Origin of the sequence: Aequorivita soesokkakensis (genome assembly GCF_001641085.1) — a bacterium.
Lineage (GTDB): Bacteria > Bacteroidota > Bacteroidia > Flavobacteriales > Flavobacteriaceae > Aequorivita > Aequorivita soesokkakensis.
Map to the genome: position 1 here is coordinate 25,357 of NZ_LXIE01000036.1, position 15,923 is coordinate 41,279.

At 37.4% G+C, this 15,923-nt stretch carries 18 protein-coding genes and 1 pseudogene; 13 read left to right on the forward strand and 6 right to left on the reverse strand.

Features of this window, described 5'->3' with window-relative positions; genetic code table 11:
- The first annotated feature begins 2 nt into the window (after positions 1-2).
- Positions 3-644, forward strand: coding sequence for an NUDIX hydrolase (locus A7A78_RS11690; protein WP_068762649.1), 642 nt, complete (start codon positions 3-5; stop codon positions 642-644).
- A 68-nt stretch (positions 645-712) separates the two neighbouring features.
- Positions 713-1,516 (forward strand): lysophospholipid acyltransferase family protein, encoded by an 804-nt coding sequence (locus A7A78_RS11695; protein ID WP_068762650.1) that lies wholly within the window; start codon positions 713-715, stop codon positions 1,514-1,516.
- A gap of 83 nt (positions 1,517-1,599) precedes the next feature.
- On the opposite strand, the gene A7A78_RS11700 is transcribed toward A7A78_RS11695, so the two are convergent.
- Both A7A78_RS11700 and A7A78_RS11705 read right to left on the reverse strand, forming a co-directional pair.
- Positions 1,600-2,244, reverse strand: a complete 645-nt coding sequence (locus A7A78_RS11700) for a hypothetical protein (protein ID WP_068762651.1) — start codon at positions 2,242-2,244, stop codon at positions 1,600-1,602.
- 6 nt (positions 2,245-2,250) lie between these two features.
- Positions 2,251-2,745 carry an RNA polymerase sigma factor gene (locus A7A78_RS11705; protein ID WP_068762652.1) on the reverse strand — a complete coding sequence of 165 codons (495 nt, stop codon included), beginning with the start codon at positions 2,743-2,745 and terminating at the stop codon, positions 2,251-2,253.
- Between the two features lie 113 nt (positions 2,746-2,858).
- Here A7A78_RS11705 and A7A78_RS11710 point away from each other — a divergent pair, with 113 nt between their 5' ends.
- The gene (locus A7A78_RS11710) at positions 2,859-4,133 is read left to right on the forward strand and encodes an NAD(P)/FAD-dependent oxidoreductase (RefSeq protein ID WP_068762653.1); all 1,275 of its coding nucleotides are present in this window, start codon (positions 2,859-2,861) and stop codon (positions 4,131-4,133) included.
- A gap of 55 nt (positions 4,134-4,188) precedes the next feature.
- On the opposite strand, the gene A7A78_RS11715 is transcribed toward A7A78_RS11710, so the two are convergent.
- Together A7A78_RS11715 and A7A78_RS11720 are read right to left on the reverse strand one after the other, a co-directional pair.
- Positions 4,189-4,518 (reverse strand): hypothetical protein, encoded by a 330-nt coding sequence (locus A7A78_RS11715; protein ID WP_068762654.1) that lies wholly within the window; start codon positions 4,516-4,518, stop codon positions 4,189-4,191.
- A 78-nt stretch (positions 4,519-4,596) separates the two neighbouring features.
- Complete coding sequence (locus A7A78_RS11720; RefSeq protein WP_068762655.1) at positions 4,597-5,193, reverse strand: YdeI/OmpD-associated family protein; 597 nt, start codon at positions 5,191-5,193, stop codon at positions 4,597-4,599.
- Positions 5,194-5,358: 165 nt separating this feature from the next.
- On the opposite strand from A7A78_RS11720, the gene A7A78_RS11725 reads away from it, so the two are divergent.
- From A7A78_RS11725 to A7A78_RS11755, 7 genes are all read left to right on the forward strand, one after another.
- The gene (locus A7A78_RS11725; RefSeq protein ID WP_068762662.1) at positions 5,359-7,512 is read left to right on the forward strand and encodes a TonB-dependent receptor; all 2,154 of its coding nucleotides are present in this window, start codon (positions 5,359-5,361) and stop codon (positions 7,510-7,512) included.
- Between the two features lie 108 nt (positions 7,513-7,620).
- A complete protein-coding gene (locus tag A7A78_RS11730) occupies positions 7,621-8,280 on the forward strand; it encodes a tetratricopeptide repeat protein (protein ID WP_094746132.1) in 660 nt (219 codons plus the stop codon).
- 16 nt (positions 8,281-8,296) lie between these two features.
- On the forward strand, positions 8,297-9,628 hold the full coding sequence (locus A7A78_RS11735; RefSeq protein WP_068762656.1) for a 2TM domain-containing protein: 1,332 nt from the start codon (positions 8,297-8,299) through the stop codon (positions 9,626-9,628).
- A 98-nt stretch (positions 9,629-9,726) separates the two neighbouring features.
- Positions 9,727-10,035: a 2TM domain-containing protein gene (locus A7A78_RS11740; RefSeq protein ID WP_068762657.1), complete on the forward strand. Its 309-nt coding sequence runs from the start codon at positions 9,727-9,729 to the stop codon at positions 10,033-10,035.
- On the forward strand, positions 10,035-10,352 hold the full coding sequence (locus tag A7A78_RS11745; RefSeq protein WP_068762664.1) for a 2TM domain-containing protein: 318 nt from the start codon (positions 10,035-10,037) through the stop codon (positions 10,350-10,352). The genes A7A78_RS11740 and A7A78_RS11745 overlap by 1 nt, the downstream gene beginning before the upstream one ends.
- Positions 10,353-10,364: 12 nt before the next feature.
- A complete protein-coding gene (locus tag A7A78_RS11750; protein ID WP_068762658.1) occupies positions 10,365-10,670 on the forward strand; it encodes a 2TM domain-containing protein in 306 nt (101 codons plus the stop codon).
- A 54-nt stretch (positions 10,671-10,724) separates the two neighbouring features.
- Entirely contained in the window at positions 10,725-11,480 is a 756-nt protein-coding gene (locus tag A7A78_RS11755; RefSeq protein WP_068762665.1) for a LytR/AlgR family response regulator transcription factor, read from the forward strand.
- Positions 11,481-11,483: 3 nt separating this feature from the next.
- Here A7A78_RS11755 and A7A78_RS11760 read toward each other — a convergent pair whose 3' ends face one another.
- The gene (locus tag A7A78_RS11760) at positions 11,484-12,707 is read right to left on the reverse strand and encodes an LETM1-related biofilm-associated protein (protein ID WP_068762666.1); all 1,224 of its coding nucleotides are present in this window, start codon (positions 12,705-12,707) and stop codon (positions 11,484-11,486) included.
- Positions 12,708-12,853: 146 nt separating this feature from the next.
- Between A7A78_RS11760 and A7A78_RS11765 the strand changes: the two genes are divergently transcribed.
- The 3 genes from A7A78_RS11765 (at position 12,854) to A7A78_RS11775 (ending at position 15,569) form a co-directional block, all read left to right on the forward strand.
- On the forward strand, positions 12,854-13,540 hold the full coding sequence (locus A7A78_RS11765; RefSeq protein WP_068762659.1) for a DUF4331 family protein: 687 nt from the start codon (positions 12,854-12,856) through the stop codon (positions 13,538-13,540).
- Between the two features lie 27 nt (positions 13,541-13,567).
- Positions 13,568-14,194, forward strand: a complete 627-nt coding sequence (locus A7A78_RS11770; RefSeq protein ID WP_242649275.1) for a DUF4331 family protein — start codon at positions 13,568-13,570, stop codon at positions 14,192-14,194.
- A gap of 97 nt (positions 14,195-14,291) precedes the next feature.
- Positions 14,292-15,569 carry a tetratricopeptide repeat protein gene (locus tag A7A78_RS11775; protein ID WP_068762660.1) on the forward strand — a complete coding sequence of 426 codons (1,278 nt, stop codon included), beginning with the start codon at positions 14,292-14,294 and terminating at the stop codon, positions 15,567-15,569.
- A gap of 244 nt (positions 15,570-15,813) precedes the next feature.
- Here the strand turns inward: A7A78_RS11775 and A7A78_RS15315 are convergent.
- Positions 15,814-15,923: pseudogene (locus A7A78_RS15315) on the reverse strand (anti-sigma factor); the annotation flags it as partial.

Here is a 15,923-nt window from a genome sequence, read left to right on the forward strand (position 1 = left end):
AAATGGATTTTCGCGATTTTGAAAAACGGATTGTAAAAGTAACAAAAATGGAACTTCCCGGCGAAACGGTGCAATTTAAAATGGCGCCCATTGAACGCTTGCAGGAATTGAAGCGCGTTGCCCGCGAAAAAAACACTGCGAAAAAGGCAGGGGTGATGTCGCTTTTTTATCCTTCGGAAGATTATGAAACACGACTCATTTTGATTCTTCGGAAAACGTACAAAGGCGTGCATTCCGCACAAGTGGGCTTTCCCGGTGGAAAACTGGAAGACGGGGACGAAACCATCCAGGATACGGCGCTCCGTGAAACAGAGGAAGAGGTGGGCATTTCGCGCGAAACTATTTCGGTTTTAAAGAAACTCACGGAAATTTATATTCCGCCGAGTAACTTTTTTGTGCAACCTTTCTTGGGAATAACAACAGAACTGCCAAAATTTGTTCCACAGGAAAAAGAAGTGGAAGCTTTGATTGAAGTTTCCTTGCGCGACTTTATGGATGACGTAAATGTAATAACCCAAACACTTTCCACATCTTATGCCGAAAGTATTGATGTTCCTGCTTTCAAGTTGAACGGACATATAGTTTGGGGAGCTACTGCAATGATGCTCAACGAAGTGCGCGAATTACTGAAAATGGTACTGTAAATGCTTAATTTAGTATATTTGTCCCAACAGAACACTGAATACTGAACACTGAATACCGACTACTGAAAATGAGTCTTTTCAAAAAAAATCCTTTCGGACATATCCTTTTTTTAAAACTCTGGCTAATACGCATTGCCGGGCTTTTAACGCATCGGCGTTTTAAGGGTTTTAATGATTTACAGATTCACGGAAGCGAGATTTTAAAAACACTTCCTGAAAGAAATGTACTTTTTGTAAGCAACCATCAAACCTATTTTGCGGATGTTGCTGCAATGCTCCATGTTTTTAACGCCAGTTTAAGCGGAAGGGATGACAGCATAAAGAATGTGGGTTATTTGTGGCGCCCAAAACTTAACATCTATTTTGTAGCGGCAAAGGAAACTATGAAAGCGGGTTTACTTCCCAAAATATTAGCCTACGCAGGTTCTATCAGCATAGAACGCACATGGCGCGAAAAGGGGAAGGATATTAACAAGCAAGTAAAAATGAGTGATGTTAGCAACATTACAAAAGCACTTGATGATGGTTGGGTAATCACTTTTCCACAGGGAACTACAAAACCTTGGAAACCAATTAGACGCGGAACTGCGCATATTATCAAAAAGAATAAACCTGTTGTAGTGCCCATTGTTATTGACGGTTTCAGAAGGTCTTTTGACAAAAAAGGGATTAGAATTAAAAAACGGGGCATTCTTCAATCCATGGAAATTAAACCCCCGCTGGATATTGATTATGAAAACGAAACAATGGACCAGATTGTTGAAAAGCTTGAATATGCTATCGAACAACATCCGTCTTTTCTAAAAGTAATTCCTGCTTCCGAAATACAAAGTGAGGAAGAGCTCAACAAAGAGCGACAATGGCGTTATTAAAAAAGTCTGCAGTCGCAGTGGCAGTTTTCAGTAATTTAAAGGGGGCCAAAACTGACTACTGCGACTGAAAAACACGACTTTTTTCACATTTCTATCTTTTTCAATTCATTATAATTTTTGTGAAGTCGTCGCAATAAAATTCCATAAACAATTCTATAAAATAACAGAATGAAGCCAATCATTACAATCCCAAAAAGGATTTGTATTAGGAAGAACATTTTCATAAACTGTTCCTGTGACAGGTTTGTGATACCGTAATCTTCAGTCATATATTTAAAAACCAAATCTTGGTTGAAATAATAATAAAAGTTGACACAAATCACAATTAAAATGGAGGTTGCAACATTATAGATTACAAAATATTTCACTGTTTTTCGTGTGCGTAAAATATTTCCCATCAATTCCTTAACGGAATCCGTCATTGAAATTTTTCTGTAATTCCTATAAAATAGATAAATAAAGACGGCAAAAACGGAATAGTTCAGAATATTAACGCCCAACAAAATATTGTGCAACCCAATATCATCACTAAACTTGGTGCTGGATTCTGGCACGAAAAAGGAAAGTAAAGTCCAAAAAAGGATTTCAGCAATACTTATATAGAAAATCCACTTTACGATTGAAGAGGATTTTTTCAACAGCATTTTATAAATGTCTGAATAAGACAGATGGGGCAATTCCTGCTCGCGGGTTTGCCATTGTTTTTTTAATAATTCCAGTTCATCCATAATGGGTTACGGATTTAAAATAGTTCGTAATTTTTCCTTTATCCTGTTCATTTTCACGCGTGCGTTTACTTCAGTAATACCAAGGGTTTCGGAAATTTCTTTATAGTTTTTGTCTTCCAAATAAAGAAAAACAAGGGCTTTATCAATATCGTTCAAATTTTTTACGGCACTGTACATCAACTTTAATTGTTGTTCTTCGGTATCATCATAAGGCACCGAGGAAATTTTAAAACTTACCCCTTCAAAATCTTGTGTCTGTATTCTTCTTTTTGATTTTCGGTAAAGGGTGATTGCCGTGTTTAGCGCTACTCTATACATCCATGTGCTGAATTTGGATTCCCCTCTAAATTTTGGGAATGCACGCCAAAGCTGAATGGTTATTTCCTGAAACAGATCGTTGTGCGCGTCACTGTCATTTGTATATAACCTACAGATTTTGTGTACAATGTTTTGGTTTTCCTCCAATTGGGTCACAAAACTATGTTCCAGTTCTTTGTTCAATGGTTTTTTGTTAGCGTTTAATTAGTGTTCCTTAAAATTGCTTTGTTACAAAAATCCTAAAAAATAAGGTAACTCAATATACAAATCGTACTTTTATACTATATAAAAAAACGATGAATATTCCTGAAACCGGCGTGCCACGAATTGTTGTGATAGGTGGTGGTTTTGCTGGTATTTCCTTCATAAAAAAGCTTCAAAAACAAAAGGTGCAGATTGTGCTTTTTGATAGGCATAACTACCACACTTTTCAGCCTTTATTATATCAGGTTTCCACTGCTGGGTTGGAACCCGATTCCATAGCATATCCGCTTCGGAAGATTTTCAGAAAAAATACAGATTTCCACTTTAGAATGGCTGAAGTGGAAAGCATTAATACGGAAAACAATACAATTTCCACTTCCATTGGGAGCTTGCGGTATGATTATTTGGTAATTGCCACGGGCACGCGGACCAATTTCTTCGGAAATAAAAGCATTGCAGAAAATAGCATGCCAATGAAAACGGTACCGCAGGCTTTGAATATCCGAAGTTTGATACTTCAGAATATTGAAAAGGCCGATATCACTGCAGATGAAAGGGAAAGAAAAAGTTTGCTCAATTTCGTAATTGCTGGCGCAGGACCAACGGGAGTAGAGCTTGCCGGTGCTTTGGCAGAATTTAGAAAGGGAATTTTGGAAAATGATTATCCCGAACTTGACGAAGATGAAATGCAGGTACACCTCATTGAAGGCCAAAACAGGGTCTTACCGCCAATGAGTGAAACCGTTTCAAAGAAGGCACAAAAATTTCTCCAAGATCTTGGCGTGCAATTGCATCTTGAAACTTTTATTAGTGATTACGACGGAAAAATAGTCACGACCAAAGACGGTAAAAAGTTTGAAACAGCAACGTTTATTTGGGCTGCAGGTGTTACCGGAGCGCCAATTAAAGGTATAGATGGTGAAGCATTGGTTGAAAGAGCGAATAGATATAAAGTTGATGGTTTCAATAAAATAAAGGGTTTTGAAAATATTTATGCTTTGGGTGATATTGCGTTAATGGAAACAACTGAATTTCCCAAAGGGCATCCACAAGTTGCGCAGCCGGCAATTCAGCAAGGAAAAAATTTGGGAAAAAATTTCAGAAAAATGCTAAAAGGTGATAAAATGGAACCTTTTAAATATTTTGATAAAGGGACGATGGCAACCGTGGGCAGAAACAAAGCCGTTGTTGATATTGGGAAAATGCACTTTGGTGGCGCAATTGCCTGGTTTTTATGGATGTTTGTCCATCTTTGGTTTTTAGTTGGCTTCCGAAATAGAGTGGTTACTTTTTTCAATTGGACATACAGTTACATCAATTATGATCGCGCTGCACGATTGATTATACGTCCATTTAAAAAAAGTTGAAAGTTCAAAGTAGAAGTTTGAGATTATTGAAAGAAATTAACCAGAAACCAGAAATTTATTGAACTTTCACAGAAATAGGCCCTCCGTTTGAAACCCAGCCACCGCCAATTTCATCAAGGTTTACATCAAGCTCGTCAGTGGTTTCAATTTTCTTTAAATTCACTTTCACTTCGTCATAAGTATCAACACTTTTTAAATTTACATTTAGCTCATCATAGGTGCTGATATCTACCAAACGAACGTCCATTACTTCGCTTACCGGTTTATTCCCCACAATTTCTGAGGCGTGGGCCGAAGGAATAATTTCAAAATCCTTCATTAAATTGATGGTTAAACAAATTGCTATGATGGTCAAGATTGTTTTTGTGTACTTGTCTGTTTTCATAATTAAGGTTTAAAAGTTTAGAAGTTTATGAGTTTAGAAAGTTTGGTTAAGATATTTTGACTACTGACCACTGAAACATCAGCAGTTTTTGTATTTATCGTGAAGTCCCTTTTTGTCTTTTATCATAGGAATACATTTTTCCAACCTGCTCAGTTTGGTTTTTTCCTGTTTCGCTTCGGCAATATATTCGGCATATTCGCGCTGGCAACTTGGACTGAGCGCACTGAATGTTTCGGAAAGTTGTTTATCATCTTTCAAGGCTTCTTTCAGTAAACTTGGAATCTCAACTGGCTTTTTTGGACTTTTCTTCAACTCTTTTCCAGCTTTGGAATTTGCGATGGCTTCATTAATATATTCCAAAACAAGAGCGGAATCAATTTCATCTTCCTCTTCAAAACGCCATTGGCGCAGTGCTTTGGTTACACCTTCTTGGGCATTGATGAGTTTTTTGTGTTTGTCCTTTAAAAACACACCTTGATGAAACCAAAGTGCCATATGGTTTTTGAAATCTGCCATTGCAGCCACTAATTTTCCGTCCAATGTATATGTGGGTTTGCCCCATTTCACTTCTTCCTTTAATTCTGTTTTTTGAAAAACCGCACGCAGTTGCTGCAATTTTCCTTTCCACTTTGTTTGCTTTGCTATAAAAGCATCTATTTTTTGGGAATCGGTCATTTTGCTTTGTTTTCTTCCGAAGATACAATTTTTCGAAATAAATTTATTTTAGTGAATGTCCTAAAATTACAATTGAGTAATCCATTTTTACAATTCGGTTTGTTTTATTCTGAAAAAATGTACCGAAATTTCACCTTTGACCTGAAATTAAAAACCAACCAATCCATGAAAATTTTTACAATTACTTTTTTAGCAATCCTTTTACCCTTTCATTTTTTTGGTCAAAACACGGTTTCGGGAACAGTTAAAGATAATAACGGTACCCCAATATTTGGCGCCAATGTATATCTTGAAGGAACTTATGACGGAAGCACTTCCGATGATAACGGAATGTTTTCTTTTGAAACTTCTGAAACGGGCACCCAAACACTAACCATTTCATACGTTTCTTTTGAACCCTTCAAGCTTACAGATGATGTTTCAAAAATGAAAAACTTAAAAATCGAACTTCGCGAAGATGTAAATTCTTTAGAAACTGTTACAATTTCCGCAGGCTCCTTTTCTGCGGGAGACAACAGTAAAATTTCGGTTTTGAAACCTTTGGATATTGTAACAACAGCAAGCGCTTTGGGCGATTTTGTTGGCGCTTTGCAAACACTTCCCGGAACAACAACTGTCGCGGAAGACGGCCGTCTTTTTGTTCGGGGCGGTGATGCGGGCGAAACGCAGATTTTTATTGATGGCATCCGCGTTTTTACACCTTACAGCCCAACAACCAATAATGTTCCCACGCGCGGGCGTTACAGTCCGTTTCTTTTTGACGGTATTACTTTTTCCACAGGCGGTTATTCCGCAGAATATGGGCAGGCACTTTCCTCGGTTTTGCTTTTGAATACTATTGACGAGCCCACACAGGAAAAGACGGATATTGGCATTATGAGTGTGGGCGGTGCGTTGGGACACACCGAAAAATGGGAAAAAAGTTCATTGAGCTTGAATGCATCCTATATAAATTTGGCGCCATACATAGCGATTCTTCCCGATAGAAATGATTGGCAAAAACCTTTTGAAACAGCTTCGGGCGAAGCCGTTTTCCGTCAGAAAATAGGGGATGGGCTGCTGAAAATTTACGGTGCTTTTGACACTTCCGATTTTGAACTTACGCAGGAAGACATCAACCAACCCGAAGGAACACGTTTTAAATTAAACAACAAAAACTTTTATACAAATGCGAGTTTTAGTGAAACCCTTGATAATGATTGGACCCTATTTGCCGGAGGAAGTTATACTTACGGAAATACAAAAGTTGGCATTGATGAGGCCGATATAAAAGATGTGGAAAATTCGGCACATTTTAAAATGAAGCTGAACAAACGCTTCAGCAACCGCTTTAAACTGAATTTTGGCGCGGAACAGTTTGTAACCGATTTCAACGAAAATTATAACGAACCAAATTTTGCCGCAAAGCTTGGCTTCAACAATAATATTTCAGCGGCATTTACGGAAGCCGATATTATTTTCTCTCGAAAACTTGCTTTAAAATTGGGCGTTCGCGGAGAATACAGTGAATTGTTTCAAGAGTTTACAATTTCACCGAGAGCTTCTTTTGCTTATAAAACTGGAAAAAGTAGTCAACTATCATTGGCTTATGGAGATTTTTTCCAACAGCCAGAAAACGAGATTTTGAAATTCACCGATAAAGTTGAAGCGCAACACACGCAACATTATATTATGAATTATCAATATTCGGCCAATAACCGTATTTTTCGAGCGGAAGTTTTCAGAAAACAATACAGTAATCTGGTAAGTTATAATGACGAATTTCCTGATGTAAACACCTCCTTTTCCAACAATGGAAACGGTTACGCGCAAGGTTTGGATCTATTTTGGCGCGATAACGAAACCTTGAAAAATATAGATTACTGGGTAAGTTATTCCTATTTGGATACGGAGCGCAAATACCGAAATTATCCAATAGAAGCCACTCCTTCCTTTGCGAACACACACAATCTTTCATTGGTTGCAAAATATTGGATCAACGATTGGAAAAGTCAGATTGGGTTTAGTTATCAATTTGCCAGTGGCAGGCCTTATACAGATTTGAACAAGCCTGGTTTTCTTCAGGAAAAAACAAAAAGCTACAATAGTTTAAGTTTGAATTGGGCATATTTAATTTCGCAACAGAAAATCCTTTATGTATCCGTAAATAATGCACTTGCCACAAAAAATATAAATGGTTATCAATATGCAAATACGCCTGATGCCAACGGAAATTTTGCGCGAAGAGCTTTGCGCCCGGCGGCTGATCAGTTCTTTTTTGTTGGCTTTTTCTGGACGATTAGCGATGATGGAAAGGACAATCAGTTGGATAATCTTTAAGATTACATTTCAGCAGTAAAATTCAACAGTTCAGTTTTTTCAATTTTAATAGGAAAACATTTTATAGGAAATTTGAATATCAATTAATACTAACTAAAAATAGAAGTCATGCAAAATGTAGTCACTTATTTAATAATTTTTTTCACAGCCATCGTGATGCAGGCCCAAACTGAAAACACGGTAAATGCAGATGCCGCACCTACAAAATACCAACAAGGCATGCGCAAAGCATTCCAATTGTGGCAGGAAGATAAATCCTGGGATGCCGCAAATGTGTTTGAGCGCATCGCTTCAGCAGAACCGGACAATTGGCTTCCGCTTTATTACGTGGCCCAAATTAACGTAATCAATAGTTTTACGGAAAAAGACGCAACCAAGTTGAAGGCGCAATTGGATAAAGCACAGGATTTTTTAAACCAAGCAACCACCCTTTCAAAAGACAACCCAGATTTATTGGTTTTGCAGGCGCAATTATATACGGCCTGGATTGTTTTTGACGGCCAACAATATGGAATGACCTATTCCGCGAAAGCTTCTGAACTTTACAACAAAGCGTTGGCATTAGCGCCCAACAATCCGCGGATTATTTTGGCCAAAGCCGAATGGGATATGGGTGGCGCCAAATATTTTGGACAGTCCGTGGAGCCTTATTGCAAAGACATTCAACGCGCCATAGATCTTTTCGCTACCTTTAAACCAGCGGGTGAATTTTACCCAACCTACGGCGAAGAACGGGCAAAGCAGATACAGGCGGAAAGCTGTAAATAAAATATAAATTTTAGGAATGAAGTTTTTTTTAAAAGAATTCGGCAAGGCTTTTTTTATAGGTTTTCTCATCTATTTGGTTTTGATGGCCATCACCTATATTTCAGTCGGCAGTTTGGGAACGCCGCGCGAAATTCTTGTGAATTTTGGTTATAATCAGCTTTATTCCGTAGTACTTTATTTGGTGAACGTGCCGTTGTTTCGGTATTTCATTAAAACCCATAAAGGTGAATTTTTCAAATTAAAAAATCTGCTAAAAAGCTTCTTTGGGGCCATTCTTTCAACTTTAGTAGGGCTTTTTGTGCTTCAGGTTTTTTTAAATGTAATCATTGAAGGAGAGGATTTTTTAAAGTTCCTTTCCGAACAGAAAATTGATTATTACTACGTTGCCTTTATAATTGCAATGGTGGTAAGTATTATTTTTTACATTGCCTACTATTACAAGTTCAAACAGGAAAATAAGGTAACCGAGCAGAAGATAATCGCGGGCACGGCATCGGCAAAGTTTGATGCGTTAAAAAACCAACTGGATCCACATTTTCTCTTCAACAGTTTGAATGTTTTGACCAGTTTGATTGAAGAAAACCCCGAAGCCGCAACGCGTTTCACTACTTCGCTTTCAAAGGTGTATCGGTATGTTTTGGAACAGAAAAGCAAGGAGCTGGTTACGTTGGAGGAAGAATTGAAATTTGCGGAACTCTATATGTCACTTTTGGCCGTTCGTTTTGAGGACAGTATCGTTTTTACAACACCTTCAAAATTGGAAAACCCACAAGCAAAGGTGGTTCCTTTATCGCTTCAGCTTTTGTTGGAAAACGCAGTGAAGCACAATCAGGTTATGCCTTCCAAGAAACTTCACATAACTATTTCCGAGGAAAACGGCAATTTGGTTGTGGCCAACAACAGTCAGCCAAAGCAGGTTTTAAAGGAAAGCACGGGTGTTGGCTTGCGAAATATCCGCGACCGATATGCGCTTTTAACGAAACGTCCGGTACTTATTAACGAAACCCAAAAAGAGTTCCGAATTGCAATTCCCGTTTTGGGAGAAAACATTCAAATTATGAATACAACGGATACATTTATTTCAGAAAAAAGATACAAACTCGCCAAGAAACGGGTGGAAAAATTAAAGGTGTTTTATATACATTTTGCTATTTATTGTATTTGTGTGCCCGTATTTATTTACCTTAATTTTCTTTCGCGAGCGGGATTTCCGTGGGCACTGTTCCCCATTGTGGGCTGGGGCATTGGCGTTACGAGCCACGCTTCGGAAACATTTAATTACAATCCTTTCTTCGGAAAAAACTGGGAGGAACGTAAAATTAGGGAATTGATGGATAAAGAGGATTAACAGTTCATCCCTCAAAAATTACGGTTCGGAAGTTTCAATTTTATATTCGGGTCTTCCTTCTGTAATTTTATGCTATAATTTAAAAAACAATTTTAATTATGGAACCTAACGAGAAAGACAGCAAGTATTTTAAAGCGAAAAGACGTGTTGCCGAAATAAAGAAATTCTACAGCAGCTTAATGTTTTATATCATTTTTATAAGCATGCTTGCCGGTATAAACTATTACACCAACCAATGGAGATCACCTTGGTTTTTATGGGCAGCTTTCGGGTGGGGTATAGGAATTTTTTTTCAAGCCATCAAAACCTTCCAATGGATGCCTTTTGTTGGCAAGGATTGGGAAGATAGAAAAATGAAGCAATTTATGGAAGAAGAGGAAAAACACAACCAAAACCGTTGGGAATAATGGAATTTTCAGAAAGCACAAAATTGAGAAAGGCCCGAAAGAGGCTGGAAGCGCTAAAAGGATTTTACAAACACTTGTTAGTTTATATTGTTGTGAACATCGCTATTTTTATAGTGAGAGGGAATGTTTTGGAGTTTTTTCAAAACCAGTCCCCCGATAAAAATTTCATAGAATGGGTAAATTGGAATACTTTGATAGTCCCTATTTTTTGGGGAATAGGTTTACTGTTTCACGCTTCAAAAGTATTTCAATATAATTTTCCCTTCATTAAAAATTGGGAAGATAGGCAGATAAAAAGATTTATGGACGAAGATTAAAAGAATCAAAAAATGGAAACGAAGAGAAGCCTGACTTATTTAAGAGCAAAGAAAAAAGTGGAAACATTAAAAGGTTTTTACAGCCATTTGGCAGTATTTGTTATAATCAATACAGGAATTATAGTAATAAATGCAAATGTTTTCGGAAAGGGGCCGACCAATTTTGAAGATTGGGGCAATTATTTCACCTTATTCTTCTGGGGCATCGGATTGGTCTCGCACGCTATTTATGCGTTCTTTGTACTGAAGGTGCGAAACAATTTTTTAAAACGCTGGGAAGAGAAGAAAATCAACCAATTTTTGGATGAAGAAATTTAAAAATCGAAATCGAAATCGAAATTAAAATCGAAATTGAAACCTGAAACCAACCAAATGAACGTATTAATCATTGAAGACGAAAAACCATCTGCCCGCTATCTGCAACGGATGTTGGAAAAACAGGATGTTGTTGTAAACCAAATGCTCCACAGTGTGGAAGAAGCAGTGAATTGGTTTCAAAACAATCCGCATCCAGATTTGATCTTTTTGGATATTCAATTGAGCGACGGACTTTCTTTTGAGATTTTTGATGCTGTTGAAGTGAATAGCGCTATTATTTTCACCACCGCTTTTGACGAATACGCATTGCAGGCTTTTAAATTGAACAGTATCGATTATTTATTGAAACCAATTGATGAAGATGAATTGCATACCGCTGTAAAAAAATATAAGTCCTTAAAACCTGCGGTCCAAAATGTACAGTTCAATTTTGAGGATATTAAAAAACTGCTCGTAAATCCCGTGGAACGCGATTACAAAAAGCGGTTTACTACCAAAATAGGGCAGCATATAAAAATGATTTCCGTTGATGAAATTGAATGTTTTTATTCTGAAAACAAAGGCACATACGCACACACGGTAGATGGCCGCGATTATCTGTTGGAAACCACTTTGGAACAGTTGGAACAGGAACTTTCACCCGAAACTTTTTTTAGGATAAGCAGAAAATATTATGTAAATATTAATTCAATAAAAGATATAATTTCCTACACAAATTCGCGTCTTCAGTTAAAGCTCAACAGTTATAAAGAACAGGAAGTGATAGTTGCCCGTGAGCGGGTAAAGGATTTTAAATTGTGGATTGAATAGTTTTTAGCCTTTCTTTTTGGCAGCTTCAATTCTATTGTCCTGAAAAGAAGAAGGCAAAAGTTTCGGAATAAATTTCACTAAAAGCGGCAAAAGGACGGTTCCGCCGGGCAGCAGAAATATGGTGAGCGACGGAATGGTTTTGCAAATATCCAGCAATTGTTCCTTTACTTTAGTCTTTTCTTCAGCAGAAAGATCGCGAAGTGTAGATTGGCCCAATAATACAATTAATTCCCCGCTTTCATCCAATTCGCGCGCCAAGCGATCCTTGTTGCGAATGATCAATAATTTTACCGTGGAAGCAGACTGTTTATAAAACTGTTTCACCGGATGTGAATATTCAAAAAGAAGAATTTTTTTTGTGTACTTCTCTGAAAACGTCTTTAAAGCGGACAGACTCTTGTTTAAATCTTCTTCAGAAAAATCGAGCGTTACCAACATTTGCTGCAGAAATTGATGTTCGGCCTCATCCAGAGTTAAATCTTCAAAGACGGTCAAACAGCAAAGATCAAGCATATATCTTTTTTCCAATGAATTTTCGCTTTTATTCATATAGTTGATGCTTTCCAAAAAAGTTGCTGCTCCGCCATCAGCATCATCTATTATATATTCGGATGAGGTTTCGAATAATTCTATTAAAAGTTTGTCATATTTAGTCTTTTTCTTTTTCGACTTTAGGGTGTAAAAACAGCCCGTTAAAACAATTGTTTCCAGTTGTTTGTAATATTTTTTTGCAGTATTTGGTTCTGCCTGCCATTGTTTATAGGCCAAAACATCCAAATATAAAAGCGCATGCGTAAGCAGGGAAACCGTATTTTTTTTCAATAATGTATTGGCATCCTGCAATCTTGCGGAAAATATATGTTCCAGCGTGTTTGCAGGGCTTTGCGAAAGTGAAAACCTTTGAAAGAACCCGGTCTTTCTTTTTTCAAGGTGATTGTAAAATGAAAGAATATCTGCAATAGCTTCTTCATTGGTGCCGGATTCATTCTTTTTAAAATATTGAAAAAGCAGCGCGTGAAACAGATTTATCTTTGCAAGTTCCTCTTCAGTAAGTTTTAGGTTTCCGAGAGATTTTTTTGGAACTGCCGCAACCGATACACCATAAATAAAACCAGTTTGAATTAACGCATCATAAAAAGTGTTGTCATTTTCAAAGGGCTCGATGAGATCTTTTCTTTCAAAATGATTTAAAAATTTTAAAATCCAATCTGCTGCGGACGGGTTCATCGTATTATTTATGATTATTTTTGGGTGTTCAGCCCTTGTTTTGGACGTTAACAAAAGATTAACGTTGTTTTAAAAACCATGCAGTTACATTTAAGCGTAAGTATAGGCGAATAAGTAAAAATAAATAATAAAAACCAACAAAAAAGATGAAAAAATCAAAATTTTTTGCAGTAATCGGTGGAATAGGCGTAGCCGCACTATCGATATTTTTAATATCCGCGGATCACATTGACGCGCCAGCTGTAGCCGGCACAACCGCAGATATTACAGACTTTTACGCCTTTCAGGGCGAGAACAATGGCAATTTTGTTTTTGCCGCTAATGTACAAGGGTTATTGGCACCCGGACAACCCACAAGTCAAGCTGTGTTTGATGAAACCGTATTGGTAGAAATAAACATTGATAATAACAATGACTTAAAGGAAGACTTGGTGATACAAGCCATTAAACGTGGGGATTCTATGTATTTCTTTGGTCCTTCTGCGCCAGCTATGCAAGGTTTGGAGAGTACTATCGCAACTTCAGCCAGAAGAAGCGTGAAAATTTCTACTAAAGATGACGTTCAAATTACTGAAAAAGACGGAATGAAGTTTTTTGCAGGCCCGCGGGAAGATCCTTTCTTCTTTGATTTTAATCAATACAATGCAATACTTGCAGGAACAGCTGGTGGTTTTAATAACCCAGGAGCAGACACTTTTGCAGGAACAAACGTATTGAGTATTGTAATTGAAGTTCCAAAATCTATGATTCCCGGTGGAGTTGCTGGTGTAAATCCATTTGCTCCAAACACACCTATATACAATGTGTGGGTTGAAGCCAAAAGAAAAATATAATTGCTAACCTTGAAAAAATTTAAAAAGATGAAAACATTAAAATATATAACCCTTTTTGCTGCAATTTCAACATCATTATTGTTTGTGCAGTGTAAAGATGACGACGATAACGTAATAATACAAGAAACTTGTACAGACGGAATTATGAACGGTGATGAAACTGGAGTGGATTGCGGTGGAACTTCTTGTGCACCTTGCGGACAAGTACTTGATTTTAGCGGAACTTACAGACAGGAAGATCAAATGGGTCGTCCAGGTATAAATACCGTTTTTGGAACTACTGGCTTTAAAGATTCTTTTAATGCTACAGTTCCCTCAGCAATGCAAGCTGCATTTCAAACTAAGTTTCAAGATAAGTTACTTGCTCTAAATGCAGGTTATACAACTAATGCACTTGGTCTTGACGCTGCAACTTTCACTACTGTACTTTCTAATGATGTATTGTGGTTGGGTAAAACAGGTATCACTACTTATTTTAACGGCACAGAGATTTTGACAGGTAGAGCCTTGAGTGATGATGTGATAGACGTATCATTGCTATTAATCTTTGGCGGACCTGACGGAACTGAAAACCCAGGTTTGACAAGTGATGGTGTGCCGTCAAACGATGTTGCTTTTTCAAGCAGCTTCCCGTATTTGGCTGGCCCGTTTTAATAAACACAGCTTTAATTCAGAAAAGAGAACCGTCTGGGTTCTCTTTTTTGGTTTAAACACAATTTTAAAAAAATACAACTAACAAAATACTTTTACAATGAAAAAAATAATAACAATACTCACAATTGCAGTTCTTTTTGGATGTCAGGAAAAACCAAAAGGAATAACTGACAGTAAGGATTACGATCAATATTTGGTCACAAACAAAACTCCCGGAAAAGATGCCATCCATAAAGATTTAGAATTTTGGAAAGCACGTTTCAACAATGATTCTACACATTTAATGGAAATGAGCCGTCTCTCTGGAATACACGCAGCGCTTTTTGGAAGTACGGGGGATATTTCAGAATTGAAAACTTCGGAAATGTTGATTAAAAAAGCACACAACGTTTCAGCTAGAAATAAGGATTCCTATTTGCGCAGTTTGGCGCATAACTATATTTCGCAACACCGTTTTAAGGAAGCACAAGTTTTATTGGACAGCGCATATACCTATGAAGACAACAGAAAGGAAACCGAAATGATGCTTTTTGATGTGGCAATGGAATTGGGTGAATATGATCGTGCAGACACCCTTTTGGGTAACATAAAAGATCCAAAAGACTTCAATTATTTAATTCGTTTGGCAAAATGGAGCGATCACAACGGCAATCTTGATGCTGCCATAAAATATATGGAACAGGCCAAGCAAATTGCTGAAGATCGCGATAACAAAGGCTTGAAGTTATGGGTTTATAGCAATATTGGTGATTTTTACGGGCACGCCGGAAGAATAAAGGATTCGTATGATAGTTACCTAAAAACTTTGGCAATTGAACCCGACAATCATTATGTAAAAAAACAACTTGCATGGATGGTCTATTCCTCTGAAAAAAATACCGAAGAAGCGAACCGCATTTTGGATTCTGTAATGGTAAACCACAAAGCGCCGGATTATTATCTCTTGATAGGTGAAATGGCGGAATTTGACGGAAATACTTCTGAAGCAAAAAAACAGTACGATATGTTTTTAAAGGCAACTGATAATCCAAGTTATGGTGGCATGTACAATACCTATCTCATTAGCCTGTATGCAGAAACAGAACCTGAAAAAGCGTTGGCTCTAGCCGAAAAGGAAATCACAAATCGCGCTACTCCCGAAACATATCAATTGCTGGCATATTCACAATTGAAAGCAGGAGAAAAGGAAGCCGCTTTAAAAACAATTGAAGAACACGTAGCCGGAAAAACTTCAGAGCCAAAGGCGCTTTTCCATTCCGCTTTAGTATATAAAGCAAATGGAATGGAAGACAAGGTGGCGCCATTAAAAGAAGAGCTTATGGGTGCTTTTTATGAATTAGGCCCTGTAAAGGCAAAAGAAATTGAAAAATTATAAAAAATTGAAAACCAAGTCTTCAACTATTACGTAAGTTTAGTTGAGGTTGGTTATCTATCAAGAGATTGATAGATTTTACAAAACCGGAAATATCCGGTTTTTCAGAGTTTTTTTGTTAGTTGAAGCGCCCGCAAAATGCGGGCGCTTTTTATATATAAGAATTTTGAAAAGGCTTCATCTTATTCAAAAATAAAAAAACCTGTACATTAATTGAGTACAGGTTTTTAATTTAAAACTTTGCTTTTTAAATTGTAATCATTACTAAAGTATATAGTTGTGATAGCGTAGGAGTTTCGCTTCCGCCTTCAGGCTCTAACGTTATTCCGAAGGCTTCCGGGTCTGGGAAATTTACGA

Excerpts from the sequence above, each read along its gene's own strand:
- A7A78_RS11690 (WP_068762649.1), top strand. The coding sequence starts at position 3 with ATGGATTTTCGCGATTTTGAAAAACGGATTGTAAAAGTAACAAAAATG.
- A7A78_RS11695 (WP_068762650.1), top strand. The coding sequence starts at position 713 with ATGAGTCTTTTCAAAAAAAATCCTTTCGGACATATCCTTTTTTTAAAA.
- A7A78_RS11700 (WP_068762651.1), bottom strand. The coding sequence starts at position 2,244 with ATGGATGAACTGGAATTATTAAAAAAACAATGGCAAACCCGCGAGCAG.
- A7A78_RS11710 (WP_068762653.1), top strand. The coding sequence starts at position 2,859 with ATGAATATTCCTGAAACCGGCGTGCCACGAATTGTTGTGATAGGTGGT.
- A7A78_RS11715 (WP_068762654.1), bottom strand. The coding sequence starts at position 4,518 with ATGAAAACAGACAAGTACACAAAAACAATCTTGACCATCATAGCAATT.
- A7A78_RS11720 (WP_068762655.1), bottom strand. The coding sequence starts at position 5,193 with ATGACCGATTCCCAAAAAATAGATGCTTTTATAGCAAAGCAAACAAAG.
- A7A78_RS11725 (WP_068762662.1), top strand. The coding sequence starts at position 5,359 with ATGAAAATTTTTACAATTACTTTTTTAGCAATCCTTTTACCCTTTCAT.
- A7A78_RS11730 (WP_094746132.1), top strand. The coding sequence starts at position 7,621 with ATGCAAAATGTAGTCACTTATTTAATAATTTTTTTCACAGCCATCGTG.
- A7A78_RS11735 (WP_068762656.1), top strand. The coding sequence starts at position 8,297 with ATGAAGTTTTTTTTAAAAGAATTCGGCAAGGCTTTTTTTATAGGTTTT.
- A7A78_RS11740 (WP_068762657.1), top strand. The coding sequence starts at position 9,727 with ATGGAACCTAACGAGAAAGACAGCAAGTATTTTAAAGCGAAAAGACGT.
- A7A78_RS11745 (WP_068762664.1), top strand. The coding sequence starts at position 10,035 with ATGGAATTTTCAGAAAGCACAAAATTGAGAAAGGCCCGAAAGAGGCTG.
- A7A78_RS11750 (WP_068762658.1), top strand. The coding sequence starts at position 10,365 with ATGGAAACGAAGAGAAGCCTGACTTATTTAAGAGCAAAGAAAAAAGTG.
- A7A78_RS11755 (WP_068762665.1), top strand. The coding sequence starts at position 10,725 with ATGAACGTATTAATCATTGAAGACGAAAAACCATCTGCCCGCTATCTG.
- A7A78_RS11760 (WP_068762666.1), bottom strand. The coding sequence starts at position 12,707 with ATGAACCCGTCCGCAGCAGATTGGATTTTAAAATTTTTAAATCATTTT.
- A7A78_RS11765 (WP_068762659.1), top strand. The coding sequence starts at position 12,854 with ATGAAAAAATCAAAATTTTTTGCAGTAATCGGTGGAATAGGCGTAGCC.
- A7A78_RS11770 (WP_242649275.1), top strand. The coding sequence starts at position 13,568 with ATGAAAACATTAAAATATATAACCCTTTTTGCTGCAATTTCAACATCA.
- A7A78_RS11775 (WP_068762660.1), top strand. The coding sequence starts at position 14,292 with ATGAAAAAAATAATAACAATACTCACAATTGCAGTTCTTTTTGGATGT.